This is a genomic window from Candidatus Bathycorpusculum sp. (assembly GCF_009778815.1).
In the GTDB taxonomy this organism is placed as follows: domain Archaea; phylum Thermoproteota; class Bathyarchaeia; order Bathyarchaeales; family Bathycorpusculaceae; genus Bathycorpusculum; species Bathycorpusculum hydrogenotrophicum.
Genome location: NZ_WRFL01000015.1, coordinates 17,833 through 42,051, shown reverse-complemented (window position 1 = coordinate 42,051; position 24,219 = coordinate 17,833). Strand labels below are relative to the sequence as shown.

Sequence of the window (24,219 nt, the reverse complement as noted above, 5' to 3'; positions counted from 1 at the left end):
TCGGTTTGGGCGGCAGATCGAAATGGTTCGGGTAAGCAGATAGATTGGCATTTTACCACAAAACAAGCAAGAGGTAAACTAAAACATCTATATCCTAACTTATAATGCGGTCAAAGCAATATGCGCTGTTGAGGTTAGGTTACGCTCAACACAGTTGCCACTGCGAACAACTGTTGGTATCCACTCATTCCATTTCTGATCTACCATATCTGCTGAATCAACAAAGATCTCGGTAATCTCAGATCCCGTCATGTCTGCCTTCTCTTTTTCATGGATCTCAAGCAATGTTACAAGCGAGGTTGATTCAACCACTACATCGCTGTCCCAGAAAAAAATAAACTCTCCCTGCATCTTTTTAATGCAGAGATTTCTGGCTTCAGGTATGTTTGTTTTCTCAACAATAACCTCATAACCACAAAAATCACTTTTTGCTAAAAAATCGCTCATTACTTTAACAGTGTTATCTTTACTGCCGCCATCCACCACCACAACAAAAAGACGATCATGCGGATAGGTTTGACTCTGCAGAGAACTGAGCATTTTCTCAATAATCCACTCTCGGTTAAAAACAACAATCCCAATCGTTATCAGTGGATAGACCCGACGACGTTCAGCTGTCTGCATTTACTGCTCTCCCTCTTCTACTCCTGCTCCTGTTATTTCTACTATAAACAACCACGGTTAGTAAATGATAACTTTTATGTATTTACAAAACCCATAGCCCCATCCTAAACCAACACACAAAACAAAACCAAACACCATTCACCTGCATAACTTTACAGTTAAACCGTCCTGCCGCGCGCATGTTTGCAGCTGTATCACATTTTTGTGCATAGCTAAGTTTTTTTAGTTGAACCTGCATTAGCAAGGTGACGAGTTATCTACCCACACGCTTATGGTAGGATATTATATGGCTGAAAACGTAAAAGAACTTCTCAAACTCCACGAAGGCCTCGCCCACGAGGTGTATCTTGACAACGAAAACTCTAGCATCGTTCCCCCCGAAGTCCTCGAAGTGATGTTGCCCTACTGGAACAAAAAAGCCTACGGAAACCCTACCCTCACCCATAAACCCGGCTGGGAAGCCTTCGAAACCATCATGAACTGCTTTGGAAAAATCAGCAACTATATCGGCGCTAAAAACCTCGAAGAACTCACCTTCACCCCCGGCGAAACCGAAGCCAACAACCTCGCCATACAAGCCGCAGCATTTCTACAAAAAGACAAAGGCAAAAAAATAGTCATATCCGAAATTGAACCCATCTATGTCCTGCAAGTAGCAGAATTACTAAGCAAATATGGTTTCTCAACCACCAAAATCCCAGTAAACAATGAAGGCTTCATCAACCTCGAAAAACTCAAAGCCGCCATCGACAAAGAAACGATTCTAGTCAGCATGGCCAGCGTAAACAACGAAATCGGCACCATACAACCCATAAAAGAAGCCGTTGAGATCGTCAAAGACAAAAACTCCCAAACTCTCTTCCACACCGACGCCTCAGACGCCTATGGCCGCATCCCCCTAAACGTCCAAAATCTAGGCGTAGACCTAGCAACGGTTAGCAGCTTTAAAATCCAAGGCCCCCGCGGCATGGGTGCCCTCTACGTAAAAGACGGCCTAAACCTCCAACGCATACTCGAAGGCTCCATAGGCACCCAAAGACTCTGGCCCGGTATCGAAAACACCCCTCTAATCGTAGGGTTTACCAAAGCCTCCGAATTAGCATTTGAAAACTTTGAAGCAAACACCACCAAAATGCGCACCCTAAGAGACAAACTAATCGATGGCATATTCGCTGAACTTTCCAACCTGCGCCTCAACGGACCAAAAGATCCCAAACGTAGCCCCGACAACGCCAACATCAGTATTCTCCGTGCAGAAGGCGAAGCCCTAACCATCGAACTCAGCCTAAGCGGCGTCTATGTATCAAGCGGTTCGGCATGCAGCCGCAGACTACTCCAACCCAGCCACGTTCTAATAGCAATCGGGCGCATCTTTGAAGAAGCCCACGGTAGCATCCTTATGAAAACCACCCGATACCACACAGAAGCTGATATATCCTACGTACTCAGTGTTCTACCCACAGCAGTAAATCGCATTCGGGGGATAGTTGGCTCAACAGGAGTGCACTAAAATGTCACGTATACCATTACCATATAACCCAAAAATTATGGATTTATTCCGTAACCCAAAAAACCTTGGCAAAATGGAAGATGCAACAGTTGTCGCAGTTGCAGGCAACCCTGCATGCGGAGACATGATCACCTTCTACCTAAAAATCGATGACACCAAACAAACCATCGAAAAAGCCCAATTCGAAAGCTACGGATGCGCCGCCAACATTGCGACCTCTAGCATAGTTACCGAAATGATCAAAGGCCTAACCATAGAACAGGCCTGGAACAATATAACCTGGCAAAAAGTCACCGAAGAAATCGGCGGCTTACCCAGCGTAAAATTTCACTGCGGCGTTCTAGCAGTTGGCGCACTCAAACGCGCCCTGCGCCAATACTTTACCCAAAAAAACATAGCCGCCCCAAGCTGGTTACCCCAAGAACTTACCTTTGAAGAAAAACAGGCTCTAGAAGAGGAGGAACTAGCAAAGACACTCTCTAAGAGGCAGAAACCTGAGGCAGAAAAATAAGTGGACCTACAAACAATCCGACAAGATTTCCCCATTTTAAAACGCCAAATCAACGGTAACCCCCTAATCTACTTTGACAACGCCGCAACCAGCCAAAAACCCCGCCAAGTCATAGACGCCATAAGCGACTACTACACCAACCACAACGGCAACATCCACCGCGCAATCCACACCCTCTCAAGCGAAGCAACTGATCTCTTCGAACACTCACGCGAAAAAATCAGCAAATTCATAAACGCAAAAACCCCAAGCGAAATTATCTTCACCCGCGGCACAACCGAAGCCATCAACCTAGTCGCCTACTCCCTGGGATGCAACCACCTAGGCGGCGGAGATGAAATCCTTGTTTCCCGCATGGAACACCACAGCAACATTGTACCCTGGGAAATCATATCCAAATGTCGCGGTTTCACCATAAAATATGCTCAAGTCAACAAAGACGGCACCCTAGACTACCAAGACTTTGAAAACCAAATCACCAAAAAAACAAAAATCTGTTGCCTAAGCCAAGTCTCAAACGTCACAGGCGTCATAAACGACATCAAACGCCTAACCAAAGCCGCCCATGACCACGACGCTTTGATGCTTGTTGATGGAGCCCAATCCGTTCCCCACATGAGTGTTGACGTACAAAAACTAGACATTGACTTTCTAGCCTTCTCAGGACACAAAATGCTAGGCCCCACAGGCATAGGCGTTCTATATGGCAAAACAGCCATCCTGCAAAAAATGGCTCCCTTCCAAGGAGGCGGCAACATGATCAAAGACGTCACACTCAACGATGACAAATGCAACATATCCTGGACCGAATTACCCTGGAAATTTGAAGCCGGCACACCCGACATCGCCGGCGTAATCGGATTAGGAGCCGCAGTAGACTACCTCCAAAACCTAGGCATGGACAACGTGTTTAACCACGAAAAAGAACTAACCCACTACGCCATAGAACACCTAAAAGAACACAAAAACATCACTCTCTACGGACCAAACGACCTATCCCAAAGATGCGGCATCATACCCTTTAGCCTAAACGGCTTCTCCTCACACGAAACAGCCGCAATATTTAATGAATACGGCATAGCCATACGTAGCGGCTACCACTGCGCACAACCCCTGCACCAAATCTTCAACCTCCCCTCATCCGCCCGAGCAAGCTTCTACATCTACAACACCCAAGCCGAAATAGACCGCTTCATAGAAATCCTGGAGGACCTCAACCCATAATGTCCTCCGCTACAGTCACAGACTATGTCTCACGCATAGAGGGCACCTGCGGCGCAGAAAGCGATGTCATAGTCAACTTCAAATACGAAAAAAAAGACGAAGCCATAGCCAACATCATGAAAAAAGCCCAACTCAAAAACACCCTCGCAGGCATAATCTTTGAGTTAACCTTCGAAAACCGCTCTTTTCGACTCTACACCAGTGGCAAAGCCATCTTCCGCGGCTTTACAACCAAAACCGAACTCATGGACTTTTTAGCAAAACTTTTGCTATAACAGTTTATTCTTAAAATCAACAATAATCTCTTGACAAACGCAATTTATAGCTCATTGCGGACAAATTGTTTATGGTGGCCTGCCGCTAAATCCTTGCTTGTTATGCAACTTATAAGTAGAGGCACGCGATAGCAGATAATTCAGTGAGAACTTGTCTAAAACGGGAGATAATCCAGTGTTGCGGGGTCAAAAAGGGCGAAATCCGTCCGTTTCCATTATTATACCTACCTACAAACGTGGAAACCTGTTGCATCATGTTTTAGATGCTCTAACTACTCAGACACACAAAGATTTTGAAGTACTGATGATAGTCAAACCCAGCGGAGATGGAACCGAACAACTAATTGAAAAATATCGTGAAAAACTAAACATAAAAGTTATCATACAAAACCAAGGTTACGTTTTAGACGGATTAAATCTTGGATTAAAAAATGCCCAAGGAAACATTCTTGTTTTTCTAGATGACGATGCGATTCCCTTCCCAAACCTAATACAATCCTACATATCATCCTATTCAAATTCAAATGTGGGCGGCGTTGCTGGAGATGTCATGTCGGTTGTTTTAAAAGATAACACGGTTTGTCCTCTCAAGGACTCTCCATCCGAAATTGTATATACAAACGCGCCTAGAACCGTTTTGACTCGAAAACTTGCAAGTTGCCCTCCGAAGGGATTGGAGAATCATCTGCTCTACATATCAAAAGCAGGACTTGTTTCTACAAACTATACCGTTGCAAAGAGCGCCCTTAGTCAACCCGTAAATTCTCTTCTTGGAAAAGGCGCAAACATGTCTATCTCCTCAGAAGCCTCGGCAGGATTCCAGTTTCCAACTTCATGGATTCTTGGCTTCAATTTCGAACAATATTTGGGCTATCATCTGTGGAAAAAAGGCTATCAAGTTATCTTTAACCCTGCGATAAAAGCCTACCATATACAACACGGACAATCTCTATCACGTAACATCAAAGACCTAAAAAAAGAAGCAGTCCTATGTACCGAAGCTAGACTCCTGTTCTACAGATTATGTGGTAGTGAACCCGAGTTTTCAATGATGCATAGAATTGTGTTTCTGCTAATTGACGCAATTGTTGATCTCAGAGGACTTTGTCTGCATAAAGAAACCTTCCGCCTACGCATGTTAAAAACTAAATTTTCCGCAGAATTGATAGGCCTACGCTGGCTTGTCTACAAAAAATTAGGAACAAACTATTCCCCGCTTGCAGATATGAAAAAAATATTGCAATAATCCGTTAACCTTAGAAAAGACAAATGAACTAGTTACCCTTCTAAAGACTTAAGTAATTAGCCAGTTTTTGTTCCTATATGTCCAATCCTTTAGAGTATGCGCCAAAATCCTCCCTGGACCACAAAAATATGAAAATCTGTATGATTTCTGGCTTGGCCAAATTTTCAGGAGGATTGGAAAATGTTGTTGGCGATTTAAGCAAAATTCTGATGCGCCGAAATGTAGAGGTTAACATTTTTGGCCGTAGCAACAAAGACTTTGTAGAATCCGAATATAACTGCAAAATAATCGGCGTTCGCCCCTATACGCTCTATCCTCACGGAATCGGCCTGCCTCACTATGGGAAATTTGGATACAACTTGAAGACTTGGCAAAAAATCAAAACCTATGGTCCCTATGATATAATCCATGGACATGGCGACAACTGCTTTTTCTCCTCCATTTTTCGAGATGATACCCCTTTTCTGATGACCTTTCATGGAACGATGGTAAAAGTTCTGGAAGGATCTATCAATCTGCGAAATCGACCTTTTCTGTACGCTGAAAAAGCCGCTGCCGATCGATGCGATATTGCAGTTGCCTGTTCAAAGGCAGTAAAAAACGAACTCATCACCCACTATAATGCTTCCTCTAAAAAAATTCAAGTGATCCACAATGGTGTAAATGTGGAAAAATTTGTGCCAATCGATAAAAAAGAGGCCCGAAAAAAACTTTCCTTACCTGAGAACAACACCTATGCTCTATGGGTAGGCAGTAATCCCCAGCGAAAAAGACTTCCAACAGCAATTAAAGCTGTAGAAAATTCCCAATGTTCCAAACTCCTAGTTGTCGGAATGGACGGCAAAAATTTAGGAAAAACAGTTTTCCTAGGAAAACTATCCGAGCAAGATTTGATTACCGCCTATAGTGCCGCTGATATCTTGCTTTTCCCAACCATATACGAAGGCTTTCCCGTAGCTCCCCTAGAAGCTCTAGCTTGTGGTCTACCTGTAATCGTCTCAGAGGAATCAAACATAGGCGAAATAATCCAAGAAGGAACCCATGGGTTTGTTGTAAAAGATGAAAACCCACTGGCCTATCAGGAAAAAATTAACCAAATTATTAACAACGCTACCACATTAAGCGAAATGTCTCTTAAATGCCGGAATCTCGCTTTAAATTACTCATGGCAAAAACAGGCAGAAAAATACTGGATACTTTATCAAAGGCTTTTAAAAAACCACTAACCATACGTCCCTTTTCTAAATCTCTTGGGCTTCACCTTTTTTTAGTGCTATTTTTGCTCGCATTTTTGTGCGGCTGGCCCAGTTAACTGCTGGCAGAAGCGGGTATTTGATGGAATCAGGCAGGGCGTCTTTGAGTTCTTGATGTAGTCCCAATTTAGTTGCTAATTTGCCCTTTGATGTGAGGGGTATGTAGTAGCGGGTTATGGGAAACTTGGTAAACCCATTGTTTTCTTTGAAGCGGTCAAGGGAGGGATGATTACCTATGCGTCCATACATTAGCCAGTGTTCATTTTTTTCTACACATACTTCTATGGCTTTTGCTATGAGCGCGTTGTTTACAGCTTTATCTGAGTATTTTTGCATGGACAGTATGTTTGAGAGTATGGCGATGTTGTCACCGTGTAGTATCTGTATAAACCCTGCCAGTTCCTCGCCTAGGTAGGCAGTTATGTAGGTGGAGTTTTTTTCTGTATGCATATTTGCGGCTATTGTTTTGAGGGTTTCGCCGTAGTGTGGAAAGGCTCGTCCTTGGCGAATTGGGGTTTCGTTGTAAATTTTCCAGATGCCCTCAGCGAGTTTATCAGTTTGTGGGGTGACTGAGATTTGGATGTTGTCTTTTTCGGCTTTACGGACCATATTGCGGGTTTTTTTTCCGATTGTGTTCCACCAGGTTTGGTAGTCTTTGATTTTAAGCAGGGCAATGTTGTCTTGAGTTTTTATCCACTCAGGTGATGGGTTAATGGTTGTTGTTGTGTCACTGCACCATTTTCGCTCAATAAAGGTAAAGATGTCTGCCCCTCTTATTTGGAGCTTTGTAAGAAACGCCTTGGTTGGATTGATGCTTTTGTAGTATTCTCGAAAGTCCCGAGCAACCTGTACCGATAACGATTTGCGTATGCTTATGGTGTCAAGATCGCTGTCTACGTCTAGCATGGTTTTGAGTGCATCATAGATTGGTCCTCTTTTTGTTTTCTTAGATATCCTAAAAAGCCAATCGGGATGCAGAGTTATAATAACGCCCTGTTGTATCCAACCCTGAGCCTGCTCTACAACCGTTTCATATCCGTGCAGATAGCGGTTTCTATCTAAACTCATGGTGTGCTCAGGACGATCATGGAAGCATTTGAGAGGAAAATCTTGGGGTATGGGCGCTCTGGCCTGGTTGAGTTTGCGTCCCCACAGAAGCCTGGCCAATACTCGCTGTGTTCCATGTATGGTGTAGTATTGAATTTTACAGTTGGTTTTCTTCTCTAAGGTTTTCCACTCTTTGAACGGATCGGTTGCAACATGCAGTGCTACCTCATGTTTCTCGTTATTTAGTAGCTCAAGCATTCTTCGGTCTGGAATTGTGTAGGGTGTGAAAAACCAGTACGCCTTGATCTGTTCTGGAGATTCATTAATCATCTGAGCAATGATACGGGAGAGTTTAAGATAACCCTCGCTTTTGTTGCTTTTAATCCGAAGCGCTACGTAGAGAAAACTCTTCATCCTCGAAGCGTACGGGTAGTCAACGTCAATTCTTATTTTTATCATGATGCTGTCCAGATGCCAACTTATTGAATGCTGTTTTAGTTATAAACCCTATCTCCATCAAAAATCTACTGATGCTCGAATTATTTGGAGCCCAACAAACATTAGTAAGCGGCAAGGTACCTGAGTTACATTGCATGTTGCTGTGTGTTTGTTAGGTGATTAATTTAGAGAAGGGTTTGGATTTGGGTCCAAATTTTATCTTGGAAGGTTTGGGGGGTTAAAACTGAAATTTCTCTCCAGAGTTCTTCTCGTTTTGTTTGCCAGGTTTTGTCTGTGTCTGTTTGTTCCATGCTGTTGATGATTTTGGTCTTTAGATCTTCATAGCTATTCCAGCGGTACTCCGGTGAGATGAATTCTCTCATGCCTCCGCTGTCATGTACTATGGTGATGCATCCGCTTGCTAGGCCCTCAACTGGTGCGATGCCGAAGTGTTCTCCCTCCATGAGATGTACATAGATGCGGCTGTCCCAGAGAATATCTAATAGTTGGGGTCCGGGCAGGTTGGGTTTGAGGCTGTAGTTGGGTGGCAGGTTTGCTGAGAACTGCTCAAACCAGTCTTTTTCTGCCTCTATTACTCCGCCAACACTCACAAACTCATAGTCAGGAAGGTCTGCGGCGAGTTTTTTGAGGATTTCGTGACGCTTTATGGGGATAAATCTTGCCACATACACTACTTGTTTGCGGCGCTCTGAGGGGAGTTTGGGGCACCAGAATTTATCCAGATTCACCGGCGGATAGATGACCTCTGGTTCTTTGGTTCCATGGGTTTTCCAGAGTTTTAGCATGGCTTCTTTGGTGTAGAGACTGTTGCAAAAAACCAAATCTAGTTTGCCAATGCCTTGTTCTACCCAATGTTTAAAGAGCCACAGATAGAGTCTGCGCTTAAAGGTTCCCCGGGCATAATCGTAGTGGATTTCGGGGAAATGGACATAGGCAATGTTTTTTTTGGCTTTGTTGAGAAAAACGGGTTCAAAAGGTGAGCTGGATTGGGTGGAGAAGAGGTAGTCGTATTCGAGTTGATCCCGATATTTCTTTAAGAGTTTGACAAAGTTGCGATGTCGTTTATAGATAGTAAAGGGCGGCTTTTCTTTGGTACGTTGCCCAAGCGAGTGAACCCTTACCTGCTTGGGAAAGTCTTCGCCCACGATATCGTGGTATCTTTTAGCATCAAAATCAAAGGTTAACAACTCCACCTTCTGCCCATGGTTAACCAAGGTTTTGATTACCCCATGACAGACACGTTCGCCGCCGCCATAAATGTCTAGGTATGGATGAACGACAAGAAAGGTTGCCATGTTTTTCAATCTCTTCTCTTTGGTACTATTTTTCTTTGTAGCTAAAGAAGTTTACTCGCCTCTCAGCTGATGCCCCTAACTTGGTAGATTGACAGTGCTGTTTTTTAGCGGTTTGGCGGCGTGTTTAGTTTGTGGGTTGATGAGGTGTTTTGTAGCCGAAAGCGGCGTTTGCAACAAGATATATAGGTTGCATGCAGATGTGTAGTGGGATGGTTTTGGAGAGATAGTCGTGGTTTTCGCACAAAAAAAGCTTAAAGTTGTTTTTGCTGATCCCCCGTTTGGCCGCGAATCCAAAGGAGAAGCCGTGACTGAGTCACCCAATCTGGGTATTCTCTATATCATCGGCTACACCCGAGAACGGTTACCCGATGTGGAATTTATCTATCTTGAGCCGTTTCTCTCTATGGTTGAACATCTCCAAAAAGTCCAAGAGATAAAACCTGATGTTTATGCTCTCTCATTTACCACACCTCGGCGTGATCTCTCCTATGAGACCCTAGCCAAAGTCAAAGCGCTGGGTTTGTCGATGCTTATTGTTGCCGGCGGCGCGCACCCAACCATCGACCCCCAAGACGTCCTCAAAAATACTGCTGTGGATGTTTGTATTATAGGCGAGGGAGAACAAACCACAACTGAGTTGCTCCAAAAAATCCAAACCGACCAGCCCCTAACTGAGATTTTAGGCACAGTAAACAAACAAAAAACCAACGGATTGCGTCCCCTGCTAAGCGACCTTGACTTCTTTCCCGCATGGGACCTCATAGATTTTGGAAACTATGATATTGCAGTATCAAAAAAGAAACGCATGGCCTACCTGTTACCCATACGCGGCTGTCCCAACTATTGCACCTACTGCAGCAACCCGGTTTGGAAACTAGAAAAACCCTGGATCCGCCAACGCTCCCCCAAAAACATCGCCGACGAAATCCAATACCTCTACAACCGAGGCATACGCGAAATCTATCTCCGCTCTGACACCTTCAACGTAGACATCAAATGGTGCCTCCAAGTCTGCGACGAAATCAAAAAACTCCACCTCAAAGGCATGACCTTTCAATGCAACCTACGCGCCGATAAACTAAACGACCACTTAGCCCAGCAGCTCCATGACATAAACGTCTGGCTGGTCCATATCGGCCTAGAATCCGCCAACGACCGTGTACTGCGCGGAATCGGCAAAAACGCCACCCAAGCCGACAACATCCACACCCTCGAACTACTAAAAAAACACAAAATCAAAGTCTACGGTTTCCTTATGCTCTACAACGCCTGGGAAACAAACGGAAAACTCGAATACGAAACCCCTCAAGAAGTCAACACCACACTCGAATTCGCCAAAAACTGCCTCCGAGACAACCTCATCGAATACATCTCATGGTCCATCACAAACCCCCTCATAGGCAGCAAACTCTACGATATAGCCAAAAAATATGACATAGCCATCCACAACGTCAAAATCGGTAACTGCATGCGCCTCCCAGGCATCAGCGAACAACAAATGATCGAACACGTCAAACAAGGCATGATCCTCCAACTCCTAAACGGCATACAAAAAGGTATGATAACCAAAAAAAGCTACAAACGCGCCGCCCAAAAAGCCATAAAAATTCTCAACATGTAACCCTCTCATATCGACATGCAAAACAGATAACATTTAATTCTGTCTGCTAAAACATTAAGGTATGCCATCTGATGATGACCTAAGAGTTGACTTTGTTGTTCCCTCACGAGATGAAGCCAACCCCACCCTGCTTCGCCAAATCCGATCTATGCCACATGTTGGAAAAGTCATCAACACCCATGAAAAACCGCTAAGCGTGGCACGCAAACACGGAGTTTTAGCAGCAGAGACCGAGTGGGTGGCCATGGTTGATGATGATATGCTTCTGCCCTCAGATTGGCTCCAAAAAATCACCCAAGCAATCGAACCCAACGTTGGCGCCATCGGAACCGTTGCAGTACACAAAAACAGTCATGTTGCCGCCTATGAACGTGTTGTTGGCACCGTTTATAACCTAAGTAAACTCGACACCAACCCCCACATAAACAACATCCTAATCCGTCGAGTCCTCATGGAAAACTATGACCCTCCCAAACTGTTCTTTGGCGAAGACCAATACTTTAAACGATACGTCCAAAAAACCGGTTACCACTGGAAAGTTTTACCCTTTCTGGGCGCTACCCACCTAGGAACATCTAAAAACTATGTCACCATCGGCATCTCCTATCGACGCTACGGACATTTTGGGCTCTACAAACTCATGCGACGAATGGCTGCCAGAGTCCTCTTTACGCCCTTTGCTGCACTGAGCAACCTGAGTTTTAAAACCTTCACATACCTAACCAAGCTCAACATAGAGTTCTTCGCAGGCTGGGCAAAAGAACTCGTAACTGAAAAACTATAATGACACCATAGAGCGCAATAATTTGTAGTGTGTTGTTACCCGTATGCAGCCACAAGGTCATTTATACTCCGTAAAGAAATGTTATTTTGCGAGAAATAGCCATCCAAGAGGTACACCCATGCTTGGCGGGTCTGCGGTTAAACTGGGTATGAGTCGCCAAATTCCCCTAAAGGAAGGATTAGGGTCTACTTTTGACTTATACCCTGCGTTAACAGTCGCTTATCCGCCAGGTCTCCTTTTAGTTACCCCTTCATTTAGTTACCTTTTCACTAGTTGCCTCTTTACTTTTAGTTACCTCTCCCCTGTTGGGTTGGGTCGTTTCTGTGTAGTCTTTATTAGCGCTTAGTGCATGCTAAGGTCGTGAGACAATTGAGTTACAAAGAACGCATGCATCCACGGGTAAGTCGAGCTGAGCTTGAAGTCTTTAAAGCTCTAAGTACAGCCAATCTAACAGGTGGTATGGTTACCCAGCAGCCTATTATTCTAAAATCAACGGTGCCTGATTTTTGCTGGATGGAGAAACGTAAAATTGTCTACCTAGACGGCAGACAGGTCCACTCTAGTGCTAAAGCAGAGCGTCGTGATACAGAAATTGATGATTTACTAGAATTGCAGGGTTGGAGTGTATTGCGCATCGTCTACGACCCGCCTCTAACAGATAAGGCTCTAGCAAAAGTCATGGGACAGATCAAAGAATTCCTAAACGAAAAAGAAGACTTTGAGCTACCCCAGTTATTTGTCCCTAAAACATGCTAGTCGTTAGCTAACCCTGACCATATTTCTTAAAGTTACTATTTTGAGAATCAAACCTGTAACGCTAAAAGTAAAATGGCGCCGAGAAGGGGATTTGAACCCCCGCGGCCCCGAAAGGCCACAAGCTAACAGGTAAACACCCTGAAGAGTGCTATCTCCAGGCTTGCTCCCTGCCGGGCTAGGAGACCTCGGCACAGAAAACCAGCGTCTAATTAGCTGATTTATACCACTTCTCTGACTTACGCAGAATTTAAAGCTTTATAGACTGCCCGCTGTCTCTTACCGTTGAGCAACAAACTCTCCGATACAAAAATCTCATAAAGCGATATGCATAACAAAAGTCCCTTCTATTTTTTGTGCAGTTATCATTCTTTCTAATCTGCCTATTTCTACATACCCAAGTACGGGTAAAACCTAATCTTGGTTGTAGAGTGTACCGCCTAATTTATTTGGTACCAAAACCCTATTTTCTAGACTATTTTTTGGTGCTAAGCAGGATGAGTCTGCCCGAAACCCGGTTTATTGTTTTCGATGTTGAAGGAGTACTTATCCCCAAAAACCGTTTTGTTTTTGAAGTGGGTAAAACCTTATGTGTAGTTAGATTTTTTAAGCTTATGTTCTGGGGGTTACTCTATGAAGCCGGTTTTATCTCTATTGAATCGGCGTTCCGCCGCATCTTTTGGGAACTAAAAGACGTAAAAATTGAAACCCTTCTAACTGCATTCAATAAAATTCCTGCTTTGCCTTATTTGCAGGATCTCTTTAGTCAGCTCAAAACCCGAAATTTTAAAATTGCGCTCATCAGCTCAGGTGTCCCCACGTTACTGATCAAAAAACTGGGGGATTCTTTGGGTGCTGACTATGTTTATGGTATTGAGGTTGAACAGAAAGACGATAAACTAACAGGTGTCATCTGGGGTGATGCCATAACAAAAAATGGCAAACTCAAAATATTGCGCAACATCCTCAACCATGAAAATCTACAGCCCAGTGATTGCATCGTGGTAGCTGATGATCGCAATAACCGTTGCATCTTTATGCCCGAGGTGCTAAAAATCGGATTTAACCCCGACTTTATCATCCGAATCAAAGCAGACCGAGTCATCAACGGCAAACTATCAGCAATTTTACCCATAATAGATGGCAAACCTCGCAGACGCCTCTTTCCCTCCACAAACGACCTTGTCCGAGAAGACATCCATGCCGCAGGATTTTTTGTCCCCATCATCGCATTCCTGATAGGCACCTCTGCGGTCATTTTCTCAATAATTGCTATAGCCGTCATCTATGCCCTCTCCGAGTTGGCACGACTGGAGGGACGTATGCTACCGCTAATATCTGCCATAACCCGCCGAGCCGCTTCACAATCTGAGCTTTATGGATTTGCCGCCGCACCCCTCTATTTCGCATTTGGCGTTGTACTAACTCTGCTTATATTCCCATTTCCCGCATCAGGAGCCGCAGTTGCCATGTTTTGTATAGGCGACAGCGCCGCTTCACTATTTGGCGGTTTACTCTCAACTTCGCTCCCCTTCAACAAAGGCAAAACCTGGGAGGGTTCCCTTGCAGGTTTTATTTTTGCTTTCTTAGGCGGCGTCTTTTTTGTGCCCCCTCTTTTAGCTTTAGCTGGTGCCGCCATCGCCATGACCATCGAGGTTCTGCCCCTTCCAATCAATGACAACGTACTGGTACCAGTAATCACAGGAGCCGCACTAACATTGCTAATATCAATAGTAATCTAAACCCACTTAGACAACACAGTTAAGTGTACTGAAAACCAGAAAAATTATTTGCACACGTGTACATATACACAGACATGACAACTAAGGCTATTCCTTGCTGATGGCTGGAATCTAACCCAAAGAAATAGCTATACTGTGCTTGATTTGACTGTTTGCAGTCAGTTTGAGGTAAAAGTGAGGCAAGTTAACCCATTGCTTTTTGGGCCTGCTTTCGTAAACCTCTTAAGGTTCGAGTTTGCCTATTTTCCTGTGGAATCATTTGGGCGTAAACTTTAAAGATCTTATCCCTAAAACCCCTGTCAAGCTTGAAGATCTCAGTGGTAAAGTTATCGCTATCGATGCCTACAACACTATCTATCAGTTTCTAAGTATAATTCGTCAGCCCGATGGTACTCCGCTCAAAGATAGCTCTGGCAAAATCACCAGCCATCTAAGTGGATTGTTCTATCGCACAAGTAACCTTGTCGAAATGGGACTCAAACCCGTTTTTGTGTTTGATGGGAAATCTCCTGAACTCAAAGCTGCCGAAGTTCAACGCCGCCGACAAATCAAAGCGGAAGCAATGATAAAATATGCCAAAGCTCAGGAAAGCGGCGATAAAGAAAAAATGCGCCTCTACGCTTCAGTAGCTACCACCATGAAGGACTACATGGTGCCCGAGAGCAAACAAGTTCTTGATCTGATGGGGTTGCCTTGGATTGAGGCCCCAAGCGAAGGTGAAGCCCAAGCTGCTTATCTAAACAAGAAGGGTGATGCAGACTATTGTGCAAGTCAAGACTATGACAGCTTGTTGTTTGGGGCTCCTAAACTTTTACGCAATGTCACAATTTCAGGAAGACGTCGACGAGGCAAAACCTTTGTCGAAGTAGTCCCTGAGGTGGTTGAGTTGCGCAAAGCTCTTAGCGAATGCGATTTGTCCTATGAGCAACTAATCGATGTAGGCATACTGATTGGAACCGACTTTAACCCCGAGGGCATCGATGGTATAGGACCTAAAACCGCACTCAAACTCATCAAACAACACAACAACCTCGAAGCCGCTTTACCTTACATAAAAAATGCCACGTTTCCCTGCGAACTCCAGTTAATACGACAAGAATTTCTAAATCCCAAAACCACCGACAACTATACCCTTAACTGGAAAGATCCAAACGAGCAGGGCCTTATCGATTTTATGTGCGGTGAAAAAGAATTCGGAGAGGAACGCATCAAAAAATCCATAGAACGCATGACCGCAGGAAGCAAAAAAGCAAAAAGCAAAACTTCCCTGGAAAAATGGTTCGGGTAGGCTTGGCAGAAACTCTGGTTATTTTACTGTGACTGATTTTGCTAGGTTACGGGGCATGTCGGGGTCGTAGCCTTTTTCCACAGCTGTGTAGTATGCTAGTAACTGGAGCGGTACTGAGTAGGGTATGGGTGAGAGGACTGCTGGGATGTCTTTGGGTACTTCAATGTAGTCTTCCGCTAGGTTTTTGATGTCTTGGTCGCCTTCTTCGATTATGGCTATTATGTGGGCGCCTCGGGCTTTCATTTCCATGATGTTGCTTATGGTTGTTTTGTGGGTGTCGTCTTTGGGGCACACAAACACTACTGGAAAGCCGTCTTCGACTAGGCTGATTGGGCCATGTTTGCTCTCGCCTGCGGGGAATGCTATGGCGGGGATGTAGGCGATTTCCATGAGTTTGAGTCTGCCTTCAAATGCGGTTGCGGTGCTAATGCCTCGACCTAGGAAGAAAAAGATTTTTGAGTCGCTATACTTTTTGGCTAATTGCTTGATTTTTTCTTCCTGGGTTGTTACAATGGTGTCTACTACATTTGGGAGTTCTTGGAGTTTTTCTTCGAGACAGTCGATTTCATCTTGTGAGATTTTGCCTCGTTTCTTGGCTAATTTTAGGGCTAGTTGGGCTAGAACAGAGAGTTGGGATGTGAAAGTTTTGGTTGCTGCAACGCCGATTTCCGGTCCTGCTTGAGTGCCGATGTAAACGCGGCTGATACGTGTAAGTGTAGAACCAATCACATTGGTTAGACTTAGTACTGTTGCGGCTCTTTGTTGGGCGCAGGCAACTGCTGCAATGGTGTCAGCGGTTTCACCTGATTGGCTCACAGCAAGAATTGTGCTGTCGATGTTGACGGATTTGCCGTGTTGTTCTAAGAATTCTGAGGCATACACCGGATAGGTGGGTAGATATGCTAGTTTTGAGAACATGTATGATGCTGCTAGGCAGGCATGGTAACTGGTTCCGCATGCGACTAGGAATACTTCGTTGGCGCGATCCAGAAAGGTGCACAATAAGTCAAGGTAGTGATCTTGGATGCGTAGTGTGTTGCGTAAAACTTGGGGTTGTTCGTGGATTTCTTTAATCATAAAATGTGGATAGCCTTGTTTGACTGCCATCTCGGGGGTCCACTCGATGGTGATGGGCGTTCTTGTGATGGGGCTTGCGTCGCTTATTTTTTTGATTTCATAGCCCTCTGCGGTGAGGATAACCAGTTCGCCGTTGTTTATCATAACGGCTTGGTTGGTGACTGATAAAAATGCTGGAACATCACTTGCGCAAAAGACGCCTTGATTGTTGATGCCTATTACTAGGGGGCTTTCATTTCGGGCGCAGATGATTTTGTTTGGTTCTTGGGTGGAGAGTATGGCAAATGCATAGGAGCCCTCGATGCGTTTGAGGCTTTCTAGGACTGTTTGTTCAAAGGTGAGTTTGGGGTTTTGTTTTTGTGTTTCCTCTATTAGATGAGCCATAACTTCGGTGTCTGTTTTTGAGACAAAGGTGTGGCCGAGGTTTTGGAGTTCGGCTTTGAGTTCTAAAAAGTTCTCAATGATGCCGTTGTGAACTACCACTATGTCGCCTTTGCAGTCGGTGTGGGGGTGGCTGTTGATTTTTAGTGGTGCTCCATGTGTTGCCCATCGGGTGTGACCGATGCCTATGTTGCCTTCTAGGTTGTTGAGGTCTAGGCGTTGGTGGACTTCGTCAATTTTACCTTGGTCTTTTTTTATTTGGATTTCTTTGTTGTTTAGTGTTGCAATACCTACTGAGTCATAGCCTCTGTATTCGAGGCGTTTTAGAGAAGTATGAATTATGGGAGCTGCGTTGCCCTCTTTTAGAACGCAGCCAAATATTCCGCACATGACATTAACCTTTGATGTTTTGTCTGGCAATGGTTGATCTGGATTGCTATTAAGGATTTTTACAATATTCCTTTGACCACTAAAAACTTTTTTTTAGCTGTTTGGGCTTATTTCAAACCATACCCCCGCCTGCGCTCTGCAACAGAGTACAGATTTAACAAACCCCTAAAAATAATTTTTTTATAGTCCCCACCCCACTAGATATGATGATGATACGCATGGACAAAAAACTACTGCTCCTCAAAAACGACAACAACACTCAACAAGCCAAAGAAATCAACATCCTCCCCGCCGCCCAACTAAAAACCATCCTTGGTAGCCTCAGCTGGAAAATCCTCACCCTGCTCTCCCAAAAAGAAATGTACCCTCTCGAAATCGCAAAACAACTAAACATGCACGAACAAAAAATATACTACCACATACGTAAACTCGCCAAAGCCAACGCCATCACCATAACACGCGAAGAAAAAAAGAAAGGCGCCACCGCAAGATACTACCGCACCACCTCCCAAGCATTTGGCACAGAATTTCCAAATGGATACCACCCCATCCAAAACCCCTGCACCCTAGACCTAAACAACACCCTACAAGACTTCTTCAAAGAATTCATCCACAACAACACCTTTGATGGCAAAATCGTAGTCGGTAGCCCCCAACCCCACGGCCCCTTCAAAACAAGCGCCCGAGACGGACACTACGCCGCACACCTAGCACTATTTCTAGGACAATTCACCCGCCTGCCAACAGAATTCGCAGTAAAACTCGACGTCGACGTCAAAGCAGAAAAAGAAGAAAAAAACAACCTCATCCTAGTTGGCGGCCCCGGAACCAACTTTTTAACACAAGAACTAAACGAACACCTCCCCATAAAATTCAACATGCAATCATCCCAACAAGGCTTCCTCTTCGGCGGCCTATCATCAAAAAAAACCGGCCAAACCTACACCTCCGACGTAACCGGAATAGTCGCCAAAATCATAAACCCCTGGGACCCCACCAAACGCATTATAGTCCTAGCCGGCAACAAAGCCGTAGGAACCAAAGCCTGCGTCATCGCACTCACCAACCTCTGGAAAAAAACCCTAGAAAAATACCACGGCCAAGACACATTTGCAACCGTAATCGTAGGCTTTGATCTAGATGGCGACGGCAAAGTCGACTCCATTGAGGTCCGAGAATAATGCCCACCAAAAAAACCCTCGAAACCATCTGGGCCTACGGACACAAAAACCTCCAAGCGACCCACCCCACCACACTAATGATCACCAAAGACCACCATCTCCTACCCTCAGGCAACTGCATAGTCGCAGTAGCAGCCAATAAAGCTGCACCAGACCTAAACCCAGAATTCAAACACGCTCTAAACCAACCAAACGCCAAACTAACCATCCTAATTGAAGCAGACAATACAAGCGAAACAATCGTAGCCTCAGGCTCAACCGAACTACAACTAACCCATCTGACGGATTTAGTAATTAGAAAAAGCCCCTTTGTCTGTAGCCGTACCCTAGCCATCCAAGCAGATAAAGCCTCAAACAATCTCTCAAGAACCCTCATAGAAAAACTGACAAACCCCCAACAAAAAATCAAAATAACCCTAACCATCACAACGCCCTCATAACATTACCTATCAACCAACATCACCACTATAGACACAATAACTGATAGTGTAAAACCCTAAACGGTGAGTCACTGAATTTGTACGTCTAAAACAATCTGGGACTCAAACGGTGCTGTTTCGCGTATACTTCGAGCTTGAAGAAGTGCCTTTACGGTTTTACCGTTGTGTTCTACGGCCTCTGTGAACCGTTGCACAAGATTATCCACACTATCCGGCAAACGCACAAACCCATAAAAATGAACTATACCCCCCGAGGGTTTAATGGCACAGCATGCGGCATCAACAAAATCTATGGCTGTTTCAGGTAAATTCATAATAACCCGATCAGCAACCCCGCAAAGTTCACCCGATGCGATTTCTCTGGCATCCGCACAGACAGGAAACACGCGATCAGCAACCTTGTTGACCTTGACATTGCTTCTAAGCAACTCTACCGCATCAGGATTCAAATCAACCGCATAAACCCTCGCCTCGGGTTGCCGCTTGCCTATCAATACCGCAAACGGACCCACACCCGCAAACAAATCCACCACAACCTCTCCGGGTTGCACCTGTGCCGCAACCCGTTCATGTTCATGACTCAGCCGAGGTGAAAAATACGCTTTTGCCACATCCACATGATAGACCCAACCAAATTCTCGATGCACCGTACTGGTTTTCGCTTCCCCTGCAATGAACTCATAATCCCGAACACGATAAACCCCGCTTATGTCCCCTGCTTTGGCAAGCACCGTTTTTATATTCCTATGAGTCTCCAAAATGGTTCTACCAATTAGACCCTGATGCACTTTGAGCAATGGCGGAATATCAATGATAACTATATCACCCACTATATCAAAGGCTTGAGGGAGAATCGCCAGCAAATCTTTTGGCAACTGATCTTGGAGCGCTTGAGTGAGAGTTTTTGAGGGTTGCACCTTTTCTTCAAACACTCCCTCTTCAATGATCAGCGAATCGAGTTCACTTAGGGTTACCTTGGAAGATGTTTCTTTTTTTAGCATCTCTATTTCAGTTTCTGTGGGATAGTGCAACAAGGGGATTAGCAGGCAATCGGTTTTTCTGCTTATGATTAACGATTTATCAATCAGTCTCATTTTAGTTGCTAAGGCAATGGTTTTTTCTCCTTGATTCTTGAGTACCTTTAGACAAACCGCAGTTTTAGCCATATACCTCATCATCATTATCAGTTGCTGTTTTCTCAATTCGATAGAGGCTGTTATGTTTGGTTAGATTGAATTTAACGTTTAACATTTTTTCCATAAGCCAGATGTTTGCTTCGATGTGTTCTGTGATACATCTGGTTAGAAAAACTGATCGCCCTTCTGAGAGTGCTATGTAGGGAATTAACATATCTGCCAAAAACTCATCAACCGTGGGCTGAGTCGTTAATTCTGTGCTTAGAGTTTGTGCGGCTTCTCTGCCAACATCCTCTGCCATTTTTTGTATTTCCCCAATGGCATCTGCCCCAATGATTACATCAGTATCGGTTTTTGCCCACAAGGTGATGGAACTGCCCTTCTGAATGGGATTTGACTGGTCGTTTATGATTCCAATATCGGTTGGGTAGCCGATTTGTGCAAGGAAACTCTGGGCCGCTTTAGCTTGACGTTGGGCAACCTCTCGGTTAGCAAGAAATGTGCACACCGAAACTCCTCCTATCGTTTTGAGGTTACCAAACGCTTCTAATACAAACGGGTTTAGATGGGGATTGGGTTTGACTGTTAGGGTTGCTTCGCCTGCGCCTTTGGGATAGTACCCATACTTCTGCACGCTAATCTGGGCGCTTATACCCATTTTTGTTAGTGATGGTAGCAATATGTTGCGCAGATAGTTGATGGTCGGGGCGTTGCGTGTGTCAGTGCCGCCTTTAGCCACATGTAACTGGACTGGTGTTTTGGCAAAGAGACAGATGGGCAGAGTGGAGAGAAACAGCATCGGGATGCTTCCTGCGGTTTCAATAACGGCTTCAAGGTTACCGCCTTGAATTTCTTTTGGTGTGAACCACAGTTCCTCTGAACCCAGCACAGCCCCTTTGAGCTCTGCATTGCAGAGTTTGGCTGCGGTGAGGACGGATTCAAGATGCTGATGTTTCAAGCCTGGATTGGGCCGTTTCTGGCGGATGTTGGTTATGTGCAACGCTTGGCCTCTAATGGTTGCTATGGCTACTGCGAGCCGCAGAATAGTTCCGCTTCCACTTTTCTGGCCTCCATCAATATCAATCATACTATTTCTCCTTTAGGCTAAAACAAGCAAAAAGCGGAAGACTGTTTAATTTATATATCGGGGTTTTTACGTTCTTGGAAGCATATGGGCTTATATGAATTGGAGATATGGCGAAATGGACGAAGTTTTAGAGTTACTTGATAAAACCGCTAAGCGGGTTCAAAAAACAGCAGATGAAACCAAAGAGGCCAGTTTGAAGCAAACTGCACACTATGAGCAACTACAACAACAACCTGAAGCTACCCAAGAACAGAAAATTAAAGCGTTTCTCAAAAAGACCTTGACACTTGACCGGCTGGAGCGGCTCAACTCCCAATTGAGTCTGTTGTATACGCTTCAGATTTTCGCCTTCAAAGTTAAGGTGCTCGAAGTCTCGGTTGATACGATAAAAGAACAATTGGTTAAATCAGGAGTCCTGCAAAGTGGAATCGAACTTGAGGATATAAAAAAGAACATTGACGCCCTAAAAATCCTAATTGAGGCACAGTACGAATCACTCAAAGAAATCAACGACTCCCAAAACAAACACTTAGACTACATCCACTAACTCTATTTCTTTTGTAGATGCTCTACTTGGGTATTTTGTTTTTATCTATCTGCTTAGCTTGGCTTTCTAATTGGTAGTTGATCTGGAAAAACTTGTCTTTTTGATTATGCGGTAAATAAGTTAACTGCGAGTTATGATTGGTTGTTTTTAAGTAATAAAAAGGGCGCTTGGCTGTTCAACCAAAAAGGTTGACTGCCTAAGGCTTATTGATTTATTAGTTTAGAGTTTTTCCCAGCTTGTGACTAGGTCGAGGACTTCTTGGCCTGCTTTTCCGCCGTAGCTTACGAGGCGATCCCGTGTGTCTTTTTGGGCAATGGCTGCTTTTTGGAATTCTTGCATCTGTGCTGCTTTGTCGGTGAGGTATAGAAGACCGTCTACGCCTGCGCGTGCCATGCGGACTGAAACTGTGAGTAGTTCGTTTGGGGTTGGTGTTTCTCTTGGGTCATCACCGGGGCCGATAACGTAGAGTGCTGCGTTTAGCTTGACGTCTTTGAAGAGTTTCTTAAAGCTGCGTGTGAGCATTTCCCAGTACCATGGTGTAGCATAGTTTTTGCTGAACATGACAACGAGGAATTCATCAGTTAGGGGTGCGAGGTCATCAAAGTTGACACCGAAGCGTTCATAGTTGGTGACGGGGTCTGGAAGGACACCTATGACAAAGGGTTTCTTTGCACGGTTACGGACACGATCGCTGACTTGTGCCATGTATTCTGTGACTTCTTTGCGTCTCCATTCATACCAGCTTAGGCCGCTTTTCTTTTGGAGGTCTTTGCAACGGGGGCAGATGCAGTGGCCGTGTTCTGCGAAGTGGATGCTGTTTAGCCATATGCCTTGGCTTTTGCGTGCGACTTCTTCGATGTAGTCTAGTTGTTCAGCACGGTGTTCGGGTTGTGTTGCACAGAGAACTTCCCAGCGAACGTTAAAGTTGTCGTTGGTTCTCCATGCAGGGCCCAATTCGGATTGGCTGATCCAATCAGGATGGACACGTGCTGTCACGTTGTCTCCGAAAATGGCGATGTTGCTGTGCATGTCTTCTTTGGGGGGCATTCGTCTGCCGACTTCGGGTTTAACTCGGAAAAGATCATAGTCGAAGCCTGGAACTTTCTTTGCTTCAAACATGTATGTGCCGAATTTCATTTGCGTCTACCTTTTTAGAACTCAAAACGTTTGGCGCGGTTATAAAGTTTTGCATGTAGTAAGGATTGCAAAACTTAAAATGCAGATTAGCGATTGCTTAAGATCTAGCAAACTCTTACACGCTTAATTGAAGGCACAGTAACCTTTTTTCCATCTAACAGACGGTAATTTATGAACTTATGTGCATTTATCTGACCGCAGACAGCTTATTTGTTTAAACTTAACAGAGATAATGAAAAACCTAAATGGCGAGTTGTAGGAATTCTCTTTATTGTTGTCGCAAACTTTTTAGGGCATATCCTACCGCAGATTATCACACTTTATAGGTGCAGTAATGAGTCCACCTCATGCTCAGCAGGGGTATTATCCAATAAGGTAATGTTGCTATGGGCCGCTTTGGCAGTTGTTGTCTTGGCTGTGGGTACTTTGTTGTACAGACACCATTGCCAGATTACCTCGTTAACGGCAATAGATTGGGTACTGGGACGCAGGGGTAGCTTTTTTGGCGGCGCTAGTATGACTTTGCGCATATTTACCACACCATTGTTTCTATACACAGTATAGGACACCTTATAATGTTAATCTTTAGTTGCCTACGGTAAGAGATGACGGAACTGGATGGTTCTTGATGGTTTAGTTATACAATTATCAACTTGGTGCTGTTGTCTATAGCTATGTTGTGCAGTAGTGAAAACAAGCTTTTTAATCAAGCAACATACCATAGTACCCAGAGGGAAAGGGATGCCCATTAAATATTTTGATGCCCCCGAAATCAAAAAACAAGTCGATCAGCTCGCAGAAGAATGTGAATTCTTCCATGTTGTGCCCCAATATGTATTCTGCGTCCGTAGCCGAGGTAGCAAAGCCAAACGCACCATCGCACGCATCCATGGCTTAGGCAAAATCTGGCAAGGCGTAATGAACACACCTCCAACATACATAATTGAGGTTATCTCAGAAATCTTTGATAAAATGGCCACAGAAGACAAAGAACGAACCCTCATACACGAATTGATGCACATCCCCGGAGGATTTAGCGGAGGTTTTCGTCCCCACAAAGGATATGTTGAGCGTAAAAACGTTGAACAAGTCTACAAAAAACTGCAAAACGATCGCCTAGCAAAACGACAAAAACTTTTCCCCTAACATTCTTCTATACAGTGCCGTTTAAGTTCAGCTGACGACCTAAAATTTTTCTCTGTAGCGCCAAA

Annotated in this window: 23 protein-coding genes and 1 tRNA gene; 15 read left to right on the top strand and 9 right to left on the bottom strand. The window is 44.5% G+C overall.

The features are described 5' to 3' along the window. Positions 1 to 99: 99 nt before the first annotated feature. Positions 100 to 624: a glycosyltransferase family 2 protein gene (locus FWF39_RS04835; protein ID WP_343382312.1), complete on the bottom strand. Its 525-nt coding sequence runs from the start codon at positions 622 to 624 to the stop codon at positions 100 to 102. Between the two features lie 286 nt (positions 625 to 910). Between FWF39_RS04835 and FWF39_RS04830 the strand changes: the two genes are divergently transcribed. The 6 genes from FWF39_RS04830 (at position 911) to FWF39_RS04805 (ending at position 6,616) form a co-directional block, all read left to right on the top strand. Beyond that, on the top strand, positions 911 to 2,134 hold the full coding sequence (locus tag FWF39_RS04830) for a cysteine desulfurase family protein (RefSeq protein WP_343382311.1): 1,224 nt from the start codon (positions 911 to 913) through the stop codon (positions 2,132 to 2,134). Position 2,135: 1 nt separating this feature from the next. Continuing rightward, positions 2,136 to 2,645, top strand: coding sequence for an iron-sulfur cluster assembly scaffold protein (locus tag FWF39_RS04825; RefSeq protein ID WP_343382310.1), 510 nt, complete (start codon positions 2,136 to 2,138; stop codon positions 2,643 to 2,645). Beyond that, positions 2,646 to 3,869, top strand: a complete 1,224-nt coding sequence (locus FWF39_RS04820) for a cysteine desulfurase (protein ID WP_343382309.1) — start codon at positions 2,646 to 2,648, stop codon at positions 3,867 to 3,869. Then, on the top strand, positions 3,869 to 4,144 hold the full coding sequence (locus tag FWF39_RS04815) for a hypothetical protein (protein WP_343382308.1): 276 nt from the start codon (positions 3,869 to 3,871) through the stop codon (positions 4,142 to 4,144). The genes FWF39_RS04820 and FWF39_RS04815 overlap by 1 nt, the downstream gene beginning before the upstream one ends. 151 nt (positions 4,145 to 4,295) lie before the next feature. Next, on the top strand, positions 4,296 to 5,390 hold the full coding sequence (locus FWF39_RS04810) for a glycosyltransferase (protein WP_343382307.1): 1,095 nt from the start codon (positions 4,296 to 4,298) through the stop codon (positions 5,388 to 5,390). 140 nt (positions 5,391 to 5,530) lie between these two features. Beyond that, complete coding sequence (locus tag FWF39_RS04805; protein WP_343382306.1) at positions 5,531 to 6,616, top strand: glycosyltransferase family 4 protein; 1,086 nt, start codon at positions 5,531 to 5,533, stop codon at positions 6,614 to 6,616. A gap of 15 nt (positions 6,617 to 6,631) precedes the next feature. Here FWF39_RS04805 and FWF39_RS04800 read toward each other — a convergent pair whose 3' ends face one another. Next, entirely contained in the window at positions 6,632 to 8,149 is a 1,518-nt protein-coding gene (locus tag FWF39_RS04800) for a hypothetical protein (RefSeq protein WP_343382305.1), read from the bottom strand. Between the two features lie 164 nt (positions 8,150 to 8,313). After that, a complete protein-coding gene (locus tag FWF39_RS04795) occupies positions 8,314 to 9,444 on the bottom strand; it encodes a glycosyltransferase family 4 protein (protein ID WP_343382304.1) in 1,131 nt (376 codons plus the stop codon). A gap of 229 nt (positions 9,445 to 9,673) precedes the next feature. On the opposite strand from FWF39_RS04795, the gene FWF39_RS04790 reads away from it, so the two are divergent. From FWF39_RS04790 to FWF39_RS04780, 3 genes are all read left to right on the top strand, one after another. After that, on the top strand, positions 9,674 to 11,065 hold the full coding sequence (locus FWF39_RS04790; protein ID WP_343382303.1) for a radical SAM protein: 1,392 nt from the start codon (positions 9,674 to 9,676) through the stop codon (positions 11,063 to 11,065). A 61-nt stretch (positions 11,066 to 11,126) separates the two neighbouring features. Next, positions 11,127 to 11,849: a glycosyltransferase gene (locus tag FWF39_RS04785; RefSeq protein ID WP_343382302.1), complete on the top strand. Its 723-nt coding sequence runs from the start codon at positions 11,127 to 11,129 to the stop codon at positions 11,847 to 11,849. A gap of 369 nt (positions 11,850 to 12,218) precedes the next feature. After that, complete coding sequence (locus tag FWF39_RS04780; RefSeq protein ID WP_343382301.1) at positions 12,219 to 12,605, top strand: DUF559 domain-containing protein; 387 nt, start codon at positions 12,219 to 12,221, stop codon at positions 12,603 to 12,605. Between the two features lie 73 nt (positions 12,606 to 12,678). Here FWF39_RS04780 and FWF39_RS04775 read toward each other — a convergent pair. Further along, a tRNA-Ser gene (locus FWF39_RS04775) sits at positions 12,679 to 12,795 on the bottom strand. A gap of 304 nt (positions 12,796 to 13,099) precedes the next feature. Here FWF39_RS04775 and FWF39_RS04770 point away from each other — a divergent pair. Next, positions 13,100 to 14,344 carry an HAD-IB family phosphatase gene (locus tag FWF39_RS04770; RefSeq protein ID WP_343382300.1) on the top strand — a complete coding sequence of 415 codons (1,245 nt, stop codon included), beginning with the start codon at positions 13,100 to 13,102 and terminating at the stop codon, positions 14,342 to 14,344. A gap of 235 nt (positions 14,345 to 14,579) precedes the next feature. Continuing rightward, positions 14,580 to 15,632: a flap endonuclease-1 gene (gene fen, locus FWF39_RS04765; protein ID WP_343382299.1), complete on the top strand. Its 1,053-nt coding sequence runs from the start codon at positions 14,580 to 14,582 to the stop codon at positions 15,630 to 15,632. An 18-nt stretch (positions 15,633 to 15,650) separates the two neighbouring features. Here fen and glmS read toward each other — a convergent pair whose 3' ends face one another. Beyond that, positions 15,651 to 17,480 (bottom strand): glutamine--fructose-6-phosphate transaminase (isomerizing), encoded by a 1,830-nt coding sequence (glmS, locus tag FWF39_RS04760; RefSeq protein WP_343382298.1) that lies wholly within the window; start codon positions 17,478 to 17,480, stop codon positions 15,651 to 15,653. A 218-nt stretch (positions 17,481 to 17,698) separates the two neighbouring features. Between glmS and FWF39_RS04755 the strand changes: the two genes are divergently transcribed. Then, positions 17,699 to 18,661 carry a helix-turn-helix domain-containing protein gene (locus FWF39_RS04755; protein WP_343382297.1) on the top strand — a complete coding sequence of 321 codons (963 nt, stop codon included), beginning with the start codon at positions 17,699 to 17,701 and terminating at the stop codon, positions 18,659 to 18,661. Then, entirely contained in the window at positions 18,661 to 19,101 is a 441-nt protein-coding gene (locus tag FWF39_RS04750; protein ID WP_343382296.1) for a DUF371 domain-containing protein, read from the top strand. Before FWF39_RS04755 ends, FWF39_RS04750 begins: the two co-directional genes overlap by 1 nt. Before the next feature lie 68 nt (positions 19,102 to 19,169). Here FWF39_RS04750 and FWF39_RS04745 read toward each other — a convergent pair whose 3' ends face one another. Continuing rightward, positions 19,170 to 20,267: a class I SAM-dependent methyltransferase family protein gene (locus tag FWF39_RS04745; RefSeq protein WP_343382295.1), complete on the bottom strand. Its 1,098-nt coding sequence runs from the start codon at positions 20,265 to 20,267 to the stop codon at positions 19,170 to 19,172. After that, positions 20,260 to 21,324, bottom strand: coding sequence for an RNA 3'-terminal phosphate cyclase (rtcA, locus tag FWF39_RS04740; RefSeq protein WP_343382294.1), 1,065 nt, complete (start codon positions 21,322 to 21,324; stop codon positions 20,260 to 20,262). Before rtcA ends, FWF39_RS04745 begins: the two co-directional genes overlap by 8 nt. Positions 21,325 to 21,418: 94 nt before the next feature. Between rtcA and FWF39_RS04735 the strand changes: the two genes are divergently transcribed. Next, positions 21,419 to 21,871, top strand: a complete 453-nt coding sequence (locus FWF39_RS04735) for a hypothetical protein (protein WP_343382293.1) — start codon at positions 21,419 to 21,421, stop codon at positions 21,869 to 21,871. 219 nt (positions 21,872 to 22,090) lie between these two features. Here FWF39_RS04735 and FWF39_RS04730 read toward each other — a convergent pair whose 3' ends face one another. Together FWF39_RS04730 and FWF39_RS04725 are read right to left on the bottom strand one after the other, a co-directional pair. After that, complete coding sequence (locus FWF39_RS04730) at positions 22,091 to 23,008, bottom strand: hypothetical protein (protein WP_343382292.1); 918 nt, start codon at positions 23,006 to 23,008, stop codon at positions 22,091 to 22,093. A gap of 320 nt (positions 23,009 to 23,328) precedes the next feature. Then, entirely contained in the window at positions 23,329 to 23,565 is a 237-nt protein-coding gene (locus FWF39_RS04725) for a hypothetical protein (RefSeq protein ID WP_343382291.1), read from the bottom strand. 184 nt (positions 23,566 to 23,749) lie between these two features. On the opposite strand from FWF39_RS04725, the gene FWF39_RS04720 reads away from it, so the two are divergent. Continuing rightward, positions 23,750 to 24,154, top strand: coding sequence for a putative metallopeptidase (locus FWF39_RS04720; RefSeq protein ID WP_343382290.1), 405 nt, complete (start codon positions 23,750 to 23,752; stop codon positions 24,152 to 24,154). Positions 24,155 to 24,219: the final 65 nt, after the last annotated feature.

What these genes read in the sequence shown, in the direction of transcription:
- FWF39_RS04835 (WP_343382312.1), bottom strand. Translation starts at nt 624, where the DNA reads ATGCAGACAGCTGAACGTCGTCGGGTCTATCCACTGATAACGATTGGG.
- FWF39_RS04830 (WP_343382311.1), top strand. Translation starts at nt 911, where the DNA reads ATGGCTGAAAACGTAAAAGAACTTCTCAAACTCCACGAAGGCCTCGCC.
- FWF39_RS04825 (WP_343382310.1), top strand. Translation starts at nt 2,136, where the DNA reads ATGTCACGTATACCATTACCATATAACCCAAAAATTATGGATTTATTC.
- FWF39_RS04815 (WP_343382308.1), top strand. Translation starts at nt 3,869, where the DNA reads ATGTCCTCCGCTACAGTCACAGACTATGTCTCACGCATAGAGGGCACC.
- FWF39_RS04805 (WP_343382306.1), top strand. Translation starts at nt 5,531, where the DNA reads ATGATTTCTGGCTTGGCCAAATTTTCAGGAGGATTGGAAAATGTTGTT.
- FWF39_RS04800 (WP_343382305.1), bottom strand. Translation starts at nt 8,149, where the DNA reads ATGATAAAAATAAGAATTGACGTTGACTACCCGTACGCTTCGAGGATG.
- FWF39_RS04795 (WP_343382304.1), bottom strand. Translation starts at nt 9,444, where the DNA reads ATGGCAACCTTTCTTGTCGTTCATCCATACCTAGACATTTATGGCGGC.
- FWF39_RS04785 (WP_343382302.1), top strand. Translation starts at nt 11,127, where the DNA reads ATGCCATCTGATGATGACCTAAGAGTTGACTTTGTTGTTCCCTCACGA.
- FWF39_RS04770 (WP_343382300.1), top strand. Translation starts at nt 13,100, where the DNA reads ATGAGTCTGCCCGAAACCCGGTTTATTGTTTTCGATGTTGAAGGAGTA.
- glmS (WP_343382298.1), bottom strand. Translation starts at nt 17,480, where the DNA reads ATGTGCGGAATATTTGGCTGCGTTCTAAAAGAGGGCAACGCAGCTCCC.
- FWF39_RS04755 (WP_343382297.1), top strand. Translation starts at nt 17,699, where the DNA reads ATGGACAAAAAACTACTGCTCCTCAAAAACGACAACAACACTCAACAA.
- FWF39_RS04750 (WP_343382296.1), top strand. Translation starts at nt 18,661, where the DNA reads ATGCCCACCAAAAAAACCCTCGAAACCATCTGGGCCTACGGACACAAA.
- FWF39_RS04745 (WP_343382295.1), bottom strand. Translation starts at nt 20,267, where the DNA reads ATGGCTAAAACTGCGGTTTGTCTAAAGGTACTCAAGAATCAAGGAGAA.
- rtcA (WP_343382294.1), bottom strand. Translation starts at nt 21,324, where the DNA reads ATGATTGATATTGATGGAGGCCAGAAAAGTGGAAGCGGAACTATTCTG.
- FWF39_RS04735 (WP_343382293.1), top strand. Translation starts at nt 21,419, where the DNA reads ATGAATTGGAGATATGGCGAAATGGACGAAGTTTTAGAGTTACTTGAT.
- FWF39_RS04730 (WP_343382292.1), bottom strand. Translation starts at nt 23,008, where the DNA reads ATGAAATTCGGCACATACATGTTTGAAGCAAAGAAAGTTCCAGGCTTC.
- FWF39_RS04720 (WP_343382290.1), top strand. Translation starts at nt 23,750, where the DNA reads ATGCCCATTAAATATTTTGATGCCCCCGAAATCAAAAAACAAGTCGAT.